At 66.3% G+C, this 16,474-nt stretch carries 15 protein-coding genes; 3 read left to right on the top strand and 12 right to left on the bottom strand.

The features are described from left to right. Window positions 1-69: 69 nt before the first annotated feature. The 11 genes from BLS50_RS09470 to BLS50_RS36290 form a co-directional block, all read right to left on the bottom strand. Window positions 70-1,371, bottom strand: a complete 1,302-nt coding sequence (locus BLS50_RS09470) for an NAD(P)/FAD-dependent oxidoreductase (RefSeq protein WP_074802079.1) — start codon at window positions 1,369-1,371, stop codon at window positions 70-72. 25 nt (window positions 1,372-1,396) lie between these two features. Next, window positions 1,397-2,701 (bottom strand): NAD(P)/FAD-dependent oxidoreductase, encoded by a 1,305-nt coding sequence (locus tag BLS50_RS09475; protein WP_074802081.1) that lies wholly within the window; start codon window positions 2,699-2,701, stop codon window positions 1,397-1,399. A gap of 98 nt (window positions 2,702-2,799) precedes the next feature. Next, window positions 2,800-4,392, bottom strand: coding sequence for a DUF3138 family protein (locus tag BLS50_RS09480; protein WP_074802083.1), 1,593 nt, complete (start codon window positions 4,390-4,392; stop codon window positions 2,800-2,802). 118 nt (window positions 4,393-4,510) lie between these two features. After that, a complete protein-coding gene (locus BLS50_RS09485) occupies window positions 4,511-5,350 on the bottom strand; it encodes an ABC transporter permease subunit (RefSeq protein WP_006477582.1) in 840 nt (279 codons plus the stop codon). Beyond that, window positions 5,347-6,333, bottom strand: coding sequence for an ABC transporter permease subunit (locus tag BLS50_RS09490; protein ID WP_006477583.1), 987 nt, complete (start codon window positions 6,331-6,333; stop codon window positions 5,347-5,349). The genes BLS50_RS09485 and BLS50_RS09490 overlap by 4 nt, the downstream gene beginning before the upstream one ends. A 10-nt stretch (window positions 6,334-6,343) precedes the next feature. Beyond that, window positions 6,344-7,498 (bottom strand): ABC transporter ATP-binding protein, encoded by a 1,155-nt coding sequence (locus tag BLS50_RS09495; protein ID WP_011546395.1) that lies wholly within the window; start codon window positions 7,496-7,498, stop codon window positions 6,344-6,346. 188 nt (window positions 7,499-7,686) lie between these two features. Then, window positions 7,687-8,802 carry a polyamine ABC transporter substrate-binding protein gene (locus BLS50_RS09500; protein ID WP_027813302.1) on the bottom strand — a complete coding sequence of 372 codons (1,116 nt, stop codon included), beginning with the start codon at window positions 8,800-8,802 and terminating at the stop codon, window positions 7,687-7,689. Window positions 8,803-8,864: 62 nt separating this feature from the next. Continuing rightward, window positions 8,865-10,307, bottom strand: a complete 1,443-nt coding sequence (locus BLS50_RS09505) for an aspartate aminotransferase family protein (RefSeq protein ID WP_069233255.1) — start codon at window positions 10,305-10,307, stop codon at window positions 8,865-8,867. 34 nt (window positions 10,308-10,341) lie between these two features. Continuing rightward, complete coding sequence (locus BLS50_RS09510) at window positions 10,342-11,679, bottom strand: glutamine synthetase family protein (protein WP_011546392.1); 1,338 nt, start codon at window positions 11,677-11,679, stop codon at window positions 10,342-10,344. Window positions 11,680-11,707: 28 nt separating this feature from the next. Beyond that, window positions 11,708-12,493, bottom strand: a complete 786-nt coding sequence (locus BLS50_RS09515) for a gamma-glutamyl-gamma-aminobutyrate hydrolase family protein (protein ID WP_074802085.1) — start codon at window positions 12,491-12,493, stop codon at window positions 11,708-11,710. A gap of 281 nt (window positions 12,494-12,774) precedes the next feature. After that, window positions 12,775-12,957 (bottom strand): hypothetical protein, encoded by a 183-nt coding sequence (locus BLS50_RS36290; protein WP_006488040.1) that lies wholly within the window; start codon window positions 12,955-12,957, stop codon window positions 12,775-12,777. Window positions 12,958-13,411: 454 nt separating this feature from the next. Here BLS50_RS36290 and BLS50_RS09525 point away from each other — a divergent pair, with 454 nt between their 5' ends. Both BLS50_RS09525 and BLS50_RS09530 read left to right on the top strand, forming a co-directional pair. After that, window positions 13,412-13,963 carry a cupin domain-containing protein gene (locus BLS50_RS09525; RefSeq protein WP_011546390.1) on the top strand — a complete coding sequence of 184 codons (552 nt, stop codon included), beginning with the start codon at window positions 13,412-13,414 and terminating at the stop codon, window positions 13,961-13,963. Window positions 13,964-14,051: 88 nt separating this feature from the next. Continuing rightward, entirely contained in the window at window positions 14,052-15,542 is a 1,491-nt protein-coding gene (locus BLS50_RS09530; RefSeq protein WP_074802087.1) for an aldehyde dehydrogenase, read from the top strand. Between the two features lie 65 nt (window positions 15,543-15,607). On the opposite strand, the gene BLS50_RS09535 is transcribed toward BLS50_RS09530, so the two are convergent. Beyond that, window positions 15,608-15,808 carry a heavy-metal-associated domain-containing protein gene (locus BLS50_RS09535; RefSeq protein WP_074802089.1) on the bottom strand — a complete coding sequence of 67 codons (201 nt, stop codon included), beginning with the start codon at window positions 15,806-15,808 and terminating at the stop codon, window positions 15,608-15,610. Window positions 15,809-16,138: 330 nt separating this feature from the next. Between BLS50_RS09535 and BLS50_RS09545 the strand changes: the two genes are divergently transcribed. Beyond that, entirely contained in the window at window positions 16,139-16,471 is a 333-nt protein-coding gene (locus BLS50_RS09545) for a cupredoxin domain-containing protein (protein WP_006477592.1), read from the top strand. Window positions 16,472-16,474 lie beyond the last annotated feature (3 nt).

The following is a 16,474-nucleotide window of genomic DNA, read 5'->3' on the forward strand; positions in this document are numbered from 1 at the left end:
GCTGCCGGACCGAACGGCCGCTCGAACTGAGCGGCCGTTCTGCTTCTGCGCGGCGATGCCGCGCGGCGCTCAATGCACGCCGAACGCATCCAGCAGCCGGTACCAGCTCATCGCGAGCACCAGCGCCGGCGTGCGCAGCGCCTCGCCGCCGGGGAAGTCGCGATGCCGGATCTTGTCGAACAGGTCGAAGCGGCTCGCCTGGCCGTCGATCGCCTCGGCAATCAGCTTGCCCGCGAGCGCGGTCGTGTTCACGCCGTGCCCCGAGAACCCCTGCGCGAAGTACGTGGTCGGTGTGATGCGGCCGAAGTGCGGCGCACGGTTCATCGTGATGTCGACGAAGCCGCCCCACGCATAGTCGACCTTCACGTCCGCGAGTTGCGGGAACGTCTTCAGCATGTCGGCGCGCATCGCCGCGGCCAGATCGCGCGGCTCGCGCGTCGAATAGCTGACCTTGCCGCCCCACACGAGCCGCGTGTCGGGCGCCGGCCGGAAATAGTCGAGCACGAAGCGGCTGTCGCAGATCGCCGCGCGGGCGGGCATCAGCGCGGCGGCGCGCGCGTCGCCGAGCGGCTCGGTCGCGATCACGTAGGTGCCGACCGGCATGATCTTCCTCGACAGCGCGGGCGCGAGCGTGCCGACGTAGGTGTTGCAGGCGAGCACGACGAAGCGCGCGCGCACGTTGCCGCCGCTCGTCTCGACGACGTGGCCGCCCGCCACGTCGCGCACGCGCGTCACGCAGCTGTCCTCGTGGATGCGCACACCCGCGTCGGTCGCCGCCCGCGCGAGGCCGAGTGTGTAATTGAGCGGATGAAGGTGACCGCTGTCGGGGTCGTACAGGCCGCCGCAATAGCGGGCCGACTGCACGTAGTCGCCGAGTTCGTCGGCTTCGACGAAGTGGAAGCGGTCGTAGCCGAAGCGCTTCGCGGCTTCGTCGCGCCAGCGTTTCAGCGCATCGGCGTCGCGCTCGGTGTTGGCCGCGGTCAGGTAGCCGGGCACCAGCGCGCAGTCGATGGCGTGTCGGGCGATGCGCGACTTCACGAGCGACAGCGTTTCGAGCCCCATGTCCCAGATCCGCTTCACGTCGCCTTCCGGCATGAACTGCGCGAACGTGTCGATGTCGCACGCGAAGCCGCCGATCAACTGGCCGCCGTTGCGGCCGCTCGCCGCCCATCCGACCCGCGACGCTTCGAGCACGGTCACCGAATGGCCGCGCTCGGCGAGGTTGAGCGCGGCGGACAGGCCCGTGAGGCCCGCGCCGATCACGCACACGTCGGCGTCGGTCGTGCTGGCAAGCGGCGCGTGGCGGGTCGTATCGTTGGCGGTCGCCGCGTAGTACGACGCGACGTGCGGCTGGTTGGCGAATGTCTGCATGATCAGGAAAGCGGAGTGAAAGGGCTCAGAACAGCTCGCGCACGCGGTGATACAGCATCCCGAGTTCGAGCGCGGGTTGCCGCCATGCATCGCCGCCGGGAAAGCGCCGGTGACGCAGGCGGGCGAACAGGTCGAACGCGCGCGTGTCGCCCGCGATCGCGCCGGCGACCGCGCGTCCGGCGATGCCGGTGAGCGCGACGCCGTGGCCGCTGAAGCCCTGGGCGTAGAAGAAGTTCGGATCGATCGCGCCGAAATCCGGCGCGCGGTTGCGCGTGACGTCGACGAAGCCGCCCCACGCGTGGTCGACGCGCACGTCGCCGAGCTGCGGGAACACGCCGACCATGCGCTGCCGGATCGCTTCGGCGAGCGCTGCCGGCGACGCGCCGGCCGAATTCGCGCGGCCGCCGAACAACATCCGGTGGTCGGCCGACAGCCGGAAGTAGTCGAGGAAGAAGTTGTTGTCGCACACGGCTTCGCGTCGGGCGATCAGCGCGTCGGCGCGCGCGCGGCCGAGCGGCTCGGTCGCGATGATGTAGGACGCGATCGGCGCGATGCGCGCGGCGGTCGCGGCCGGCAGCACGCCACCGGGCCCCGCGTTGCAGCACGCCACGACGAAGCGGCAGCGCACTTCGCCCGACGGCGTGCGCACGACGGGCCGGGCGCCGCGCACGACGTCGAGTGCCGGCGTGTGTGCGTACAGCGCGACGCCTTCGCGGCGTGCGGCATCGGCAAGGCCGAGACAGTACTTGAGCGGATGCAGATAGCCCGACAGCGGATCGTGCACGCCGGCCAGATAGCGCGTCGATGCAATGCGTGCCTGGATCTCGCCGGTATCGAGCCACGCGAGCGACGGATGGCCCCAGCGCGACGTCGCGGCGTTCATCCACGCACGCAGGTCGTCGATGCGGCGCGGCTTCGTCGCGACCGTCAGGTAGCCGCGCGTGAAGTCGCAGTCGATCCCGTAGCGCGCGATGCGCTCGGCAATCAGCGCGACGCCGTCGAGCGACAGCGACCACGCGGCGCGCGCGCCGTCGGGGCCGAGTTGCTGCTCGATCACCTCGTCTTTCGCGAAGCCCGTGATCGCCTGGCCGCCGTTGCGGCCCGACGCGCCCCAGCCGGGCCGCTGCGCATCGATCACGGCGACGGACAGCCCGCGCGCGCGGCAGTCGAGCGCCGTCGACAGGCCCGCGAATCCGGCGCCGATCACGCAGACGTCGACGTCGATCGCTTCCTCGAGGACCGGATCGTCGGCCAACGGCCGCGTGGCCGTTGCTTCGTAGTACGAGTCGCGCGCGAGCGCGTCGGCGCGGCGGGTGAAAGACTGCGTCATGAAACCGACTCCCTCGACAAGGCTGCACCCTGCGCGCAGCCACCCTGAAAACGGCGCGGGACGCCGTGCGTGCGGCACGGCGCCCCGCGCGTGCCGCATCAGAACGAATAGATGAACTGCGTCGCGAGCAGGTCGTTGGACTTGCCGTACGACCCGTCGTTGCGCAGGAACACCTTGTTGTTCGCCCAGTCGTGCCGGTATTCGACCTTCACGGTGATCTGCTGGGTCGGATAGAACAGCAGGTCGAGCGCGACGTCCTGGCGCACCGCGCCCTTGCACTCGAAGCCCAGGCCGCCGCCGGCCTTCGACTGCGCCAGGCAGTCCGCGTCGACGCCGAAGCCGTTGCTCGGGTCCATCCCGTTGCCGTTCAGCGCGATACCGCCGCCGCCCCCGCCGTTCTTCGAGTTCGCGAGCAGGTCGTAGCGCAGCGTCACGCCCATGCGGCCGACCACCGGCGCGTTGAACTTGCGGTGCGCGAGCAGCGACAGCCCGTACCACTGCGCGAGGCCGCCGTTGAACGCCGCATGCTGCTGCCGGCCGTAGTCGACTTCGGCGTTGTACTGAATGTCGGCGAGCGTGTAGGTCGCGTCGAGTTCGCCGAAGAAGAACGAACCGTACGCGCTTGGCGCCGCGCCGCCCGGACCGTAGCTGACGGCGCCAGTGGTCGGGTCGATCGCGCTCGCCAGCGTTTGGCGCCCGATGTTGAACGACCCGCCGAGATCGAGCGCGCTCGACCACGTGTAGTCGGCGCGCGCGGTGAAGGTCGGCACCTTGTTGCTGGTGGTGATCGGGTCGCCGAGCGCATTGGTGCCCGTCTGCGTGACCGAACCGTAGGTGCGGTACTGCTCGTTGCCGAGGAAGAACTTCCACGCCCAGGCGCCCTTCGTGTAGTTCGCGCCGATACCGACGTAGCTGCCCGGATCGGAGAAATCGTACAGCAGGTTGTGCGTGAGGGTGAGCATCTGGTTCGACTGCTGCACTTCGTAGCCGCCGAAGCTCGGGATCAGGCCGGCGACCAGCGTCGTTTCCGCGGTGATCGGCACGTTGATCACCGCCGTGTTCAGCAGGTTGTCGGTGATCGAGCCGCGCGAGTTCTGCAGCAGCGTGATGCCGTTGCCGCGGTTCGGCATCAACGTGATCTCGGCCGACGGCGCCATCGGACCGACGCCGAAGGTCTTCTTGATGTCGAGGTAGAGATCGCCGAACGTGCTGTTGAAGTAGTTGTACGCGTTCTCGTGGTTCGCGAACAGGAACGACGACGTGCCGGCCGCGCGGTTGTAGATGTAGGTCGGATCGATGTAGCCGGTCACCGACAGGCCGGCGAGCGGGCCGGTGTTGGCCGCGTCGGTCAGCGAGTCGACCTTCAGCTGCTGGTTCGCGATCTGCTGCTTCATTTCGCTGACCTCGTCGTTGGTCAGCGTCGCGCGTGCGCGGCCGTAATCCGGCGAACCCGGGTCGGCGGCGACCGCGACGGCGTTGCCGCCGCCGGCCGCACCGCCGTTCACGCCGGACGCCGCGACGACACCCGCGCCGCCCGGCTTCGCGGCGAGCTGCGCCTGCATCGCCTTCATCTGTTTCTGCAGCGCCGCGACCTGCGCCTGCAGCGCCTTGATTTCGGCGGATGTCGAACCGGCCAGCGCGATGCCCGGCAACGCGCCGGCCACCAGCAGGCAGATCAGTTTCTTCTTCATTGCGGATTCTCCTAGTCGTGCGCCTGTCAAATCGGGATCGAATCGCGCGCCCCCCCCCTGGGGCAGCGCGCCTTGCTTGTCTGCAGTGCTTGTTATCCTCGAAGCGGGAGACGAGCGGTCAAGCCGCCGCGAACGCGGCCTTCAAGTCGGCCATCCGGCGACGCTCGCGCGCGATCATCATCCGGTTCACGACGATCACGCCGATCGTCACGGCCGTGATGAACAGCGTCGCCAGTGCATTCATCTCCGGGTTCAGCCCCAGCCGCACGCGCGAGAACACCACCAGCGGCAGCGTCGTCGACCCCGGCCCGGACAGGAACGCCGACAGCACCAGATCGTCGATCGACAGCGTGAACGACAGCAGCCACCCCGACAGCAGCGCCTGCGAGATCAGCGGCAGCGTCACCACGAAGAACACCTTCAGCGGCGTGGCGCCGAGGTCGAGCGCGGCTTCCTCGAGCGACTTGTTCATCTCCTTCACGCGCGACTGCACGATGATCGCCACGTACGACACGCACAGCATCACGTGGCCGATCCAGATCGTCAGCATCCCGCGGCCCTTCGGCCAGCCGAACATCTGCTCGAGCGCGACGAACAGCAGCAGCAGCGAGATCCCCTGGATCACCTCCGGAATCACCAGCGGCGCGTTGATCATCCCGGTGTACAGCGTGAAGCCCTTGAAGCGGCCGAAGCGCGCGAGCACGAAGCCGGCCCACGTGCCGATCACGACCGACGCTGTGGCCGTCAGCAGGCCGATCTTCAGCGACAGCCACGCGGCCGTCAGCAGCTCGTCGTCGTCCAGCAGCGCCGCGTACCACTTCAGCGAGAAGCCCGACCACACCGTCACCAGCTTCGACTCGTTGAACGAGTACACGACGAGGCTGATGATCGGGATGTACAGGAACAGGAAGCCGAAGGCGAGAACGCCCGTCGACAGCGGTTTGCTCGGCTTGATCATTTCGCGTCTCCCAGTTCCTTGACCTGGTAGTACTGGAACAGCGCCATCGGCACCAGCAACAGCAGCACCATCGCGACCGTCACCGCGGACGCCATCGGCCAGTCCATGTTGTTGAAGAATTCATCCCACATCACGCGGCCGATCATCAGCGTGTCGGCGCCGCCGAGCAGCTCCGGGATCACGTACTCGCCCACCGCCGGGATGAACACCAGCAGGCTGCCGGCGATGATCCCGTTCTTCGACAGCGGCAGCGTGATGCGCGTGAACGCGACCCACGGTTTCGCGCCGAGGTCGTACGCGGCTTCGAGCAGCGTCAGGTCCATCTTCACGAGGTGCGCATAGAGCGGCATCACCATGAACGGCAGGTACGAATAGACCATGCCGATATAGACGCCCGCATCGCTGTGGTAGAGCCGCAGCGGCGTGTGGATGATGCCGAGCGCGATCAGCGTGTGGTTCAGCAGGCCATCGTCCTTCAGGATGCCGATCCATGCGTACACGCGGATCAGGAACGACGTCCAGAACGGCAGCATCACGGCCATCATCAGCACGTTGCGGCGGTTCGGCTCCGAGCGCGCGATGTAGTACGCCATCGGATAGCCGATCAGCAAACACAGCACCGTCGACACGGCGGCCATCTTCAGCGAGCTGAGATAGGTCGCGATGTACAGGTCGTCCTGCAGCAGGAACGCGTAGTGCGACATCTGCAGCGCAAAGTGCACGACGCCGTCCTTGATCTCGACGAGCGACGTGTACGGCGGGATGCCCATCACCTGGTCGGCGAAGCTGATCTTCAGCACCAGCACGAACGGCAGCGCGAAGAACACGGCCAGCCACAGGAACGGCACGCCGATCGCGACGCTGCGGCCCGACGGCAGGAAGCGCGACAGCGCGGCGAAGCGGCCGCGGCGGGCATGACCCGCGCCGGTGCGCGCGGCGCCGGTCGACACCGGCGCGGAAGGAGTGGAAGCGGAGGTTCTCATCGTGGCGTCCTCACTGCGTCAGCACGACGCCGCTGGCCGGCGACCACGACACGAACACGTCGTCGTTCCACGCCGGTGCGCCGTCGTTCATCAGGTGCGAGCTCGACAGGTTCGACACCACCGTCTTGCCGCTCGGCAGGCGCACGTGGTACAGCGAATAGCTGCCCATGTACGCGATGTCGGTGACGACGCCGCGCGCCCAGTTGTGCTTCGAGCCCGGCTTCTCGCGCGATACGTGGATGCGCTCCGGGCGCACCGAGATGCCGACCGGCATCCCGAGCGGGCCGGTCACGCCGTGGCTCACGTACATGCGCGTTTCGAGGTCGTCGCTTTCGACGAAGATGTGATCGGGCTCGTCCTCGACCACGCGCCCCTCGAACAGGTTGGTCGAGCCGATGAATTCGGCGGAGAAGCGGCTGTTCGGATATTCGTAGACTTCGCCGGGCGAGCCGATCTGCACGATCTTGCCTTCGCTCATCACCGCGAGGCGGCTCGCCATCGTCATCGCCTCTTCCTGGTCGTGCGTGACCATCACGCAGGTCACGTCGACCTTCTCGATGATGTTCACGAGTTCGAGCTGGGTCTTCTGGCGAATCTTCTTGTCGAGCGCGGACATCGGCTCGTCGAGCAGCAGCAGCTTCGGGCGCTTCACCAGCGAGCGGGCCAGCGCGACGCGCTGCTGCTGGCCGCCGGACAGCTGATGCGGCTTGCGCTTCGCATACTTGCTCATCTGCACGAGCGCGAGCGCGTCGGCCACGCGTTCCTTGATCTCGTTTTTTGGTGTGCCTTCCTGCTTCAGGCCGAACGCGACGTTCGATTCGACCGTCATGTGCGGGAACAGCGCGTACGACTGGAACATCATGTTGACCGGGCGGCGGTACGGCGGCAGCGACGCGAGGTCCTCGCCGTCGACGAAGATCTTGCCGGAGGTGGCCGTTTCCAGCCCGGCGAGCATGCGCAGCAGTGTGGACTTGCCGCAGCCCGAGCTGCCGAGCAGCGCGAACAGTTCGTTCTTCGCGATCGTCAGGTTCACGTTGTCGACGGCCGTGCTGTCGCCGAATTTCTTCACGACGTTTTCGATGCGCACGAATGCGTCGTTTTGCGTACGGGGCGCGGCGGCCGGTTGGGTCTGGCGTGCAGCAGCGGAAGAGGGTATCGATTGCATGGGAGTCACCATTCGTTCTTCACGGATTGCAGGCGTGAGCGTCCCCGCGCGAGGCGCGCAACGCGACTCGCGAGCAACGGCTCGTGCCGGATGGAACAGGGCGCGCGGTGCGCGCGAGCGGACGGAGGTCCGCGAATTTCAGGCGGGCAGGCGTACCGCGATGCCTGCGCCGCCGTGATGCATGGCGATCAGTGGCCTGTCTTCAACTGGGCCCACAGACGGTTCTCGAGGCGCAGGATGTCGGCCGGCATCGGCTTCATCAGCACCATCTTCTTCAGCACGTCTTCGGGCGGATAGACGGTCGGGTCCTGCGCGACGGCCGGCGTGACGAACGGATGCGCGGCCTTGTTCGCGGTCGGGTAGAACACCGTGTTGGTGATCGCCGCGTTGACCTTCGGATCGGAAATGTAGTTGATCCACTTCAGCGCGCTCTCGGGATGCGGCGCATCCTTCGGGATCACCATCACGTCGAACCACAGCAGACCGCCTTCCTTCGGATTCGAGAACTTGATGTCGTACGAACGCTTCGCTTCCGCCGAGCGACGGTGCGCGATGCCGACGTCGCCCGACCAGCCGAGCACGACGCACACGTCGTTGTTCGCGAGGTCGTTGATGTAGCCGGACGAGTTGAACTGGGTGATGTACGGGCGGACTTTCTTCAGGACTTCGAATGCGGCCTGGTAATCGCCGGGGTTCTTGCTGTTCGGGTCCTTGCCCATGTATTGCAGCGTGGCGGCGAACACGTCGACGGCCTGGTCGAGGAACGACACGCCGCAGCTCTTCAGCTTCTCCATGTTGGCCGGGTCGAACACCAGCGCCCAGCTGTCGACCGGCGCCTTGTCGCCGAGCGCCTTCTTCACCGCCTGCGCGTTGTAGCCGATGCCGTCGGTGCCGTACGCCCAGGGCACGCCGTACTGGTTGCCCGGATCGGCATCCGAGATCATCTTCATCAGCAGCGGGTCGAGGTTCGCGAGGTTCGGAATCTTCGACTTGTCGAGCTTCTGGTACACGCCGGCCTGGATCTGCTTGGCCATGTAGTTCGAGGTCGGCACGACGATGTCGTAGCCGGAACTGCCGGCGAGCAGCTTCGCCTGGAGCGTGTCGTCGCTGTCGTAGTTGTCGTACTTGACGTGAATACCCGTCTGCTTCTGGAAGTTCGGGATCGTGTCCGGCGCGATGTAGTCGGACCAGTTGTAGACGTTCAGCTCGTCGGCATGCGCCGACGGGCTGGCGACCGACGTGAGCGCGGCCGCGGCGGCGAGGGCGGCGACGGAACAGGCTTGGCGAAGAATGCAGGCACGCATGGTGGAATTCCCTTGAGTGATGGCGGCGTGCGGCGCCCGCCGCACGCCTGTAGGCAAAACCGTTACGAAACGCCCAGTTGCCGGGCGGTGGCATCGACGGCCTTCTTCGCCTTCGACACGAGTTCATCGATTTCCTGGCGCGAGATCACGAGCGGCGGCGACAGCAGCATCCGGTCGCCGGTCGCGCGCATGATCAGGTTGCCGTTGAAGCAGAAGTCGCGGCAGATCGTGCCGACGTCGCCGCCGTTCGCGAAGCGGCGGCGTTCGGCCGGCGCTTCGGCCAGTTGCAGGCTCGCGACCATCCCGTGGCCGTGCACTTCGCCGACGATCGGATGACGCGCGAAGGTTTCGCGCATCAGCGCCTGGAAGTACGGGCCGGTGTCGGTCTTCACCCGCTCGACGATCCCCTCGTCGCGCAGCAGCTTCAGGTTCGCGACCGCGACGGCCGCCGCCACCGGGTGCCCCGAATACGTGAGGCCGTGATTGAATTCGCCGTTGTCGATGATCGGGCGCGCGATGCGCTCGTGAATGCCCACGGCGCCCATCGGCACGTAGCCCGACGTCAGGCCCTTCGCCATCGTGATCAGGTCCGGCTCGAAGCCGAAGTGCTGGTGCGCGAACCATTCGCCGGTGCGCCCGAACCCGCCGATCACTTCGTCGGCGACCAGCAGGATGTCGTACTTGCGGCAGATCCGCTGGATCTCCGGCCAGTACGTCGACGGCGGGAAGATCACGCCGCCCGCGCCCTGGAACGGTTCGCCGATGAACGCCGCGACGTTCTCCGCGCCGAGTTCGAGGATCTTCGCTTCGAGCTGCTGCGCACGCGCGAGGCCGAACGCTTCGGGCGTCTCGCCTGCTTGCGCTTCACCGAAGAAATACGGCTGGTCGATGTGCACGATGTGCTCGACCTTCGACGGCATCTGCTCGTGCATGTAGCCCATCCCGCCGAGCGTGCCCCCCGCGATCGTCGAGCCGTGGTAACCGTTCTTGCGCGAGATCACGTATTTCTTCTGCGGCTTGCCTTGCACGCGCCAGTACTGATGCACGAGACGCAGCACGGTGTCGTTGCCTTCCGAGCCGCTGTTGCAATAGAAGAAGTGGTTGAAGCCGGCGGGCGTCACTTCCGCGAGCATCGCGGAAAGCTCGATCACCGGCGGATGCGTGGTCTTGAAGAACGTGTTGTAGAACGGCAGTTCCTGGATCTGGCGATACGCGGCGTCGGCGAGTTCCTTGCGGCCGTAGCCGACGTTCACGCACCACAGGCCGGCCATCCCGTCGATCACCTTGTTGCCGTCCGAGTCCCACAGATAGACGCCGTCGGCCTTCACGATCACGCGGCTGCCGGCGCGGTTGAGCGCGCCCATGTCCGAGAACGGGTGGATGTGGTGCGCGGCGTCGAGCGCGCGGTATTCGGCGGTCGTGCGTGCCTGCGTCGCGCGCGGCGCGGCGGCCGCGGCGCTCGGCGCGGCCGGCTGGACCCAGGCAGATTCGTTGCGGTAAGTCATGTTTCCTCCGTGATTCCGTATGCGGTTGGCACGCTTAAACGTGCAGCAGCAGATGGCGGCGTTCCCACGAGCTGATCACGCGGAAGAACGCTTCGTATTCGGTTTCCTTCAGCGCGAAATACGCCTTGAGGAATTTGGGCCCGAGGATCTCGCCGAGCGGCTCGCACGCGGCCATCAGCGTCAGCCCTTCCTCGAGGTTGCGCGGCAGCTGGTACGGCAGGCTGTAGCCGTCGCTCACCAGCGGCTCGGTCGGCTCCAGGCGCTGCGTCATGCCGAGATAGCCGGCCGCCAGCGTCGCCGCGAGCGCGAGGTACGGATTGCAGTCGACACCGGGGATGCGGTTTTCGATGCGGCGCGCGGCCGGGCCGGAATGCGGAATGCGGAACCCCACCGTGCGGTTGTCGTAGCCCCACTGCACGTTGATCGGCGCGGCCATGAAGCGCGACAGGCGGCGATACGAGTTGATGTACGGCGCGAAGATCGGCATCAGCGCCGGCGTGTACTTCTGCAGCCCCGCGAGGTAGTTGTAGAACATCGACGTCGCGCCGCCGGTTTCCGGCGACGTGAACAGGTTCTGGCCCGTTTCCTCGTCGACGATGCTCTGGTGCACGTGCATCGCCGAGCCCGGTTCGTCTTCCATCGGCTTGGCCATGAACGTCGCGTACATGTTGTGACGCAGCGCGGCCTCGCGCACCGTGCGCTTGAACAGGAACACCTGGTCGGCCAGCGACAGCGCGTCGCCGTGCATGAAGTTGATCTCCATCTGCGCGGCGCCGACTTCGTGGATCAGCGTGTCGATGTCGAGGTTCTGCGCTTCGCAGTACTCGTAGATGTCTTCGAACAGCGGATCGAATTCGTTGACGGCCTCGATCGAATACGACTGGCGGCCCGTTTCGGGGCGGCCCGTGCGGCCGACCGGCGGACGCAGCGGCAGGTCGGGGTCCTTGTTCATGTCGACCAGGTAGAACTCGAGCTCCGGCGCCACGACCGGTTTCCAGCCCTTCGCCTTGTACAGGTCGAGCACGCGGCGCAGCACGTAGCGCGGCGAGATCTCGACCGGCGAGCCGTCGAAGTGCACGCAATCGTGGATCACCTGCGCGGTCGGGTCCACGGCCCACGGGATCAGGCGGATCGTCGACGTGTCGGGCACGCACACCATGTCGGGGTCGGTCACGCCGGTGAGCGAGCCGTCTTCCGGGTATTCGCCGGTAACGGTCTGCACCATCACGGCTTGCGGCAGGCGCATCGATTCGCCGGACGTGAACTTGTTGCGCGGCGTGATCTTGCCGCGCGCGATGCCGGCCATGTCGGGGATGATCGCCTCGACCTCGGTGATCCGATGCTGCTTCAGAAAGTCTTCGATGTCTTGCATGTCTGTTCTCGTTGTCTGGTGGGCGCGCTCAGGCGAGCGCGGCGGCGGCGATGGCGCGCGTGCGTTCGGCGCGGCGGGCGCGGCACGCATCGCCGAACGCGCGGAAGATCGCGCTCGACAGTGGGTCCTGCGCATGCCGCCATTCCGGATGCCACTGCACGGCCAGCGCGAAAGCCGGTGCGTCGACGACGCTCACGGCCTCGATCAACCCATCCGGCGCGACGGCCTCGATGGCGAGGCCGGAGCCGAGCTGCGCGATGCCCTGCTTGTGCAGCGAGTTCACGTGCACTTCGTCGCGGCCGCCGGCGAGCGCATGCAGCTTGCCGCCGGGCGTCAGGCGCACGACGTGCGCGGGGCCGTATTGCGTGTCCATCGGCGCGTCGTCGTCCTCGCGGTGATCCGCGAAGCCGGGCACTTCATGCACGCGCTGGTGCAGCGTGCCGCCGCAGACGACGTTCAACTCCTGGAAGCCGCGGCACACGGCGAGCACGGGCACGCCGGCGACGATGGCCGCGCGCAGCAGCGGCAGCGTCGTCGCGTCGCGCGCCGGGTCGTGCTTCGTGCCCGGTGCGCTCGGTTCGCCGCCATAGAGATGCGGCTCGACGTTCGAGTAGCTGCCGGTAAACAGCAGCCCGTCGACCGCGTCGAGCACGTCGGCGCTCGACTGGCGCTCGCCGAGGGCCGGCAGCACCATCGCGAGTGCCTGCGCGCCGTCGACGATCGCGGCGACGTACTTGTCGCCGACCGTATGCGACGCGTGCGCGCCGATCTGGGTGAGGTCGGCGGTGATGCCGACGAGAGGTTTCCTTTCCATGACGTCTTCAGTAATCCATAGGGACGTGACGTGCACCGAGCCGGATGCGGCAAAACGCAGGCGCGACACGACCCCGCAGCCGGGCGCAAGGCGCACGGCCGCTGGTGAATGGGCGCAACGGGATGGCGTGGCGATCCGCGCTGCGCGCGACGGTCAGGCCGTCGTTCGTTTCATCGCGATATGCGACGCGCAACGTATGCGCGAACGCGTGCCGTCACCGCACGGACGATGCGGTTGGCGAATCGACAGAAAAAACGAACGACGTGAAGAAAGGAGAGGCGCTACGGCAGCAGCGACGCCACTTCGTCGGTATCGACGGCGACGAATGCGCGTGCGGAAACGGCGTTGTGGCGCCGAACGGAACGACGGGACAGGATGGTGTAGATCGACAGGTGAAGCAGGCGAGGACTATGCCAGCCGCAACTGCCGTCGGAAGCGGGAACGGCGCTGCGCAAACTTCGCACATCGCCTCGATCCCACCTCACCAGAGGGCCACGGACTCTCACGATTACACTCGACTGGTTTGTTGAAAGTATTGAACACCCGATCGTTTCGACGCGCTGGGCGTTTAAAATAATCAAGGTGCCGGCCCCGCATCATTTACATTCGGGGCATCAAATTGTTGCGTTGCGATAACGCTTTTCGATGCCTGTGAAAGCCTGATGACGCTGACCTGAGAGCCAGCATATACGAGCCAATAACGGCGTCAAATGTTTTTTTAAGGTCCTGCATCAGGGCTTTCCCGAGCGTGAAAACAAAAGATTCATAAAAGGAATAATCGACACGGTGTCCATTATTTCGAACGCCTTTCAGGGTTTTCCCCGCTGATGTGCGGCATAAAGTGATTAGAATATTCAACGGCAGTCCACCGCGTCGTTTCACTTTGTCATCGCACTTATCGTGTCCGAAACCGAATCGATGTCCACCGAAGTCGCCGAGCGCCTGCGTTTCGTGCGCAACAAGCATGGCCTGTCGCAGCGCGAACTCGCGAAGCGCGCCGGCGTCACCAACGGCACGATCTCGCTGATCGAACAGGGCCGCGTGAGCCCGTCGGTCGGCTCGCTGAAGAAGCTGCTCGAATGCATCCCGATGAGTCTCGCGGAATTCTTCACGTTCGAGCTCGTCGAATCGCGCGCGGTCGTGTCGCGTCGCGACGAGATGCCGAACCTCGGCAACGAGTCGCTCGCGTTTCATCTGGTCGGTGCGAACGTGAAGGATCGCAACATGTGCATCCTGCGCGAGATCTACCAGCCGCTGGCCGACACGGGGCCCGAGATGCTGGTGCACGCGGGGCACGAGGGCGGCGTCGTCGTGTCGGGCCGGCTCGAGCTGACCGTCGATAGTGCGACGTGGCTGCTCGACCCCGGAGACGGCTACTACTTCGAGAGCCGTTTGCCGCATCGTTTTCGCAATCCCAGCGCGGAGCTGATCTGCGAGGTCGTCTCGGCCAATTCGCCGGCGACCTTCTGACCGCGCGTCACCGCATTCGCTGCAGGCCGGCAGCTTGCCACGCGCACGGCGTGCCGCATCGCGAATGCCCCAACATTGAGGCATCCTGATGAACAAGTTGACTTTGGCTGACTGGCAACACAAGGCGGCGTCGCTCGAGATCGAAGGGCGCGCATTCATCGACGGCGCGTCGCGCGACGCGCACGGCGGCAAGACGTTCGACTGCGTGAGCCCGATCGACGGCCGCGTGCTGGCGAAGGTCGCCGACTGCGGCGAAGCGGACGTGAACGCTGCCGTCGCGGCGGCCCGCCGCGCGTTCGACGCGGGTGTGTGGGCCGGCTTGAATCCGCGCGAGCGCAAGGCCGTGCTGCTGCGCTGGGCCGCGCTGATGCGCGCGCATCTCGACGAACTGTCGCTGCTCGAGACGCTCGACGCGGGCAAGCCGATCGGCGACACGACGACGGTCGACGTGCCGGGCGCCGCGTACTGCGTCGAATGGTTTGCGGAAGCGATCGACAAGGTCGGCGGCGAGGTCGCGCCGGCCGATCATCATCTCGTCGGTCTCGTCACGCGCGAGCCGGTCGGCGTGGTGGCCGCCGTCGTGCCGTGGAACTTCCCGATCCTGATGGCCGCATGGAAATTCGGCCCCGCGCTCGCGGCCGGCAACAGCGTCGTGCTGAAGCCGTCGGAGAAATCGCCGCTGACCGCGATCCGCGTCGCGCAGCTCGCGTTCGAAGCCGGCATCCCGGCCGGCGTATTCAACGTCGTGCCGGGCGCGGGCGAACCGGGCAAGCTGCTCGCGCTGCATCGCGACGTCGACTGCATCGCGTTCACGGGCTCGACGGCGGTCGGCAAGCTGATCATGCAGTACGCGGCGCAGTCGAACCTGAAGCGCGCGTGGCTCGAGCTCGGCGGCAAGTCGCCGAACATCGTGCTGCCCGATTGCCCCGATCTCGACCGCGCGGCGCGGACGGCGGCCGGCGCGATCTTCTACAACATGGGCGAGATGTGCACGGCCGGCTCGCGGCTGCTCGTGCATCGCGACATCAAGGACGCGTTCATCGAGAAGCTCGTCGCGGCCGCCCGCGCGTACGTGCCGGGCAATCCGCTCGATCCGTCGGTATCGATGGGCGCGATCGTCGACGGCATCCAGCTCGAGCGCGTGCTGGGTTACATCGAAGCGGGGCGCGGCGAAGGCCGGCTCGTCACGGGCGGTGCGCGCGTGAACGCGGAAACGGGCGGCTTCTACGTGGAGCCGACGGTGTTCGAGGTGAAGCCCGATGCGAAGATCGCGCGCGAGGAAATCTTCGGGCCCGTGCTGTCGGTGATCGTGTTCGACGACGTCGACGAGGCCGTGCGGATCGCGAACGACACCGAATACGGGCTGGCCGCGGCCGTGTGGACGTCGAACCTGACGACCGCGCACGACGTGTCGCGCCGGCTGCGTGCGGGCACCGTGTGGGTGAACTGCTATGACGAGGGCGGCGACATGAACTTCCCGTTCGGCGGCTACAAGCAGTCGGGCAACGGTCGCGACAAGTCGCTGCATGCGCTCGAGAAGTACACGGAACTGAAGTCGACGCTGATCCGGCTGCGCTGACGCGCTACCGGGGCGGGGGCGGGCGCGTCGCCGTGCGGCGCCGCGCCCGCGGCCTTCGGTGCGCGTTACGCGGCGCGCAACGCGGGATGGAAGCCGGCGGCCTCGATGATCGACTGCACGCGCTCGGCGCCTTGCGCCGAGTCGACCTTGACGATCTTCGCCGCGACGTCGATGTCGAGCTTCGCGGCGGGGTCGGCGGCCGTCACCGCGCGCGTGATGGCGTTGGCGCAGCCGCCGCAGGTCATGTCCTGGACTTCGAATTCCATCGTGTTCTCCCGGGTTGATGGTTGACGAATAGGTTCAGCATGAAGCTTGCCATGGTGGGAAGGTCAAGCGCCGCATGCGGCGACGTGCATCGCATCAGCCATTTGTAATGCTGAGGTCTGACGAATAGCCAATCGCGTGCGCGCGTCAGTCCGAATTTTTCCCGATTGACGATTGTCCATTATCGGAGAAATCCGGCGGAGCCTTGCGTGGCAACGGGCGTGCGGGATCGACTGCCCACGATCTCCCTGAGCCGAGTAAGGGTACTCCGAGGTGAAAATGCGAATCGATCTTAGTATCGATTCCCTTCGATATTTCAAACCATTACGCACATGACCCGTTTCGCTCTCGGTTTCGCACTGGCCCTGCTGGGCGCCTCGGCAACGTCCGCCTTCGCTGCCGACGACGTCGTCAACCTGACGCTGAAGGACCACAAGTTCTCGCCCGATGGCGTGACGATCCCCGCTGGCAAGAAGGTGAAATTCGTCGTGAAGAACCTCGACGCGACGCCCGCGGAATTCGAAAGCGACGACTTCAAGGCCGAGAAGGTCGTGCCGGCCGGCAAGTCGGTCGAGATCCTGGTCGGGCCGCTGAAGGCGGGGACCTACGAGTTCCACGACGAGTATCACGAAGCGCAGTCGAAGACGCATCTGACCGTCAAGTAAGCC

Source organism: Burkholderia orbicola, assembly GCF_900100915.1.
GTDB lineage: Bacteria > Pseudomonadota > Gammaproteobacteria > Burkholderiales > Burkholderiaceae > Burkholderia > Burkholderia orbicola.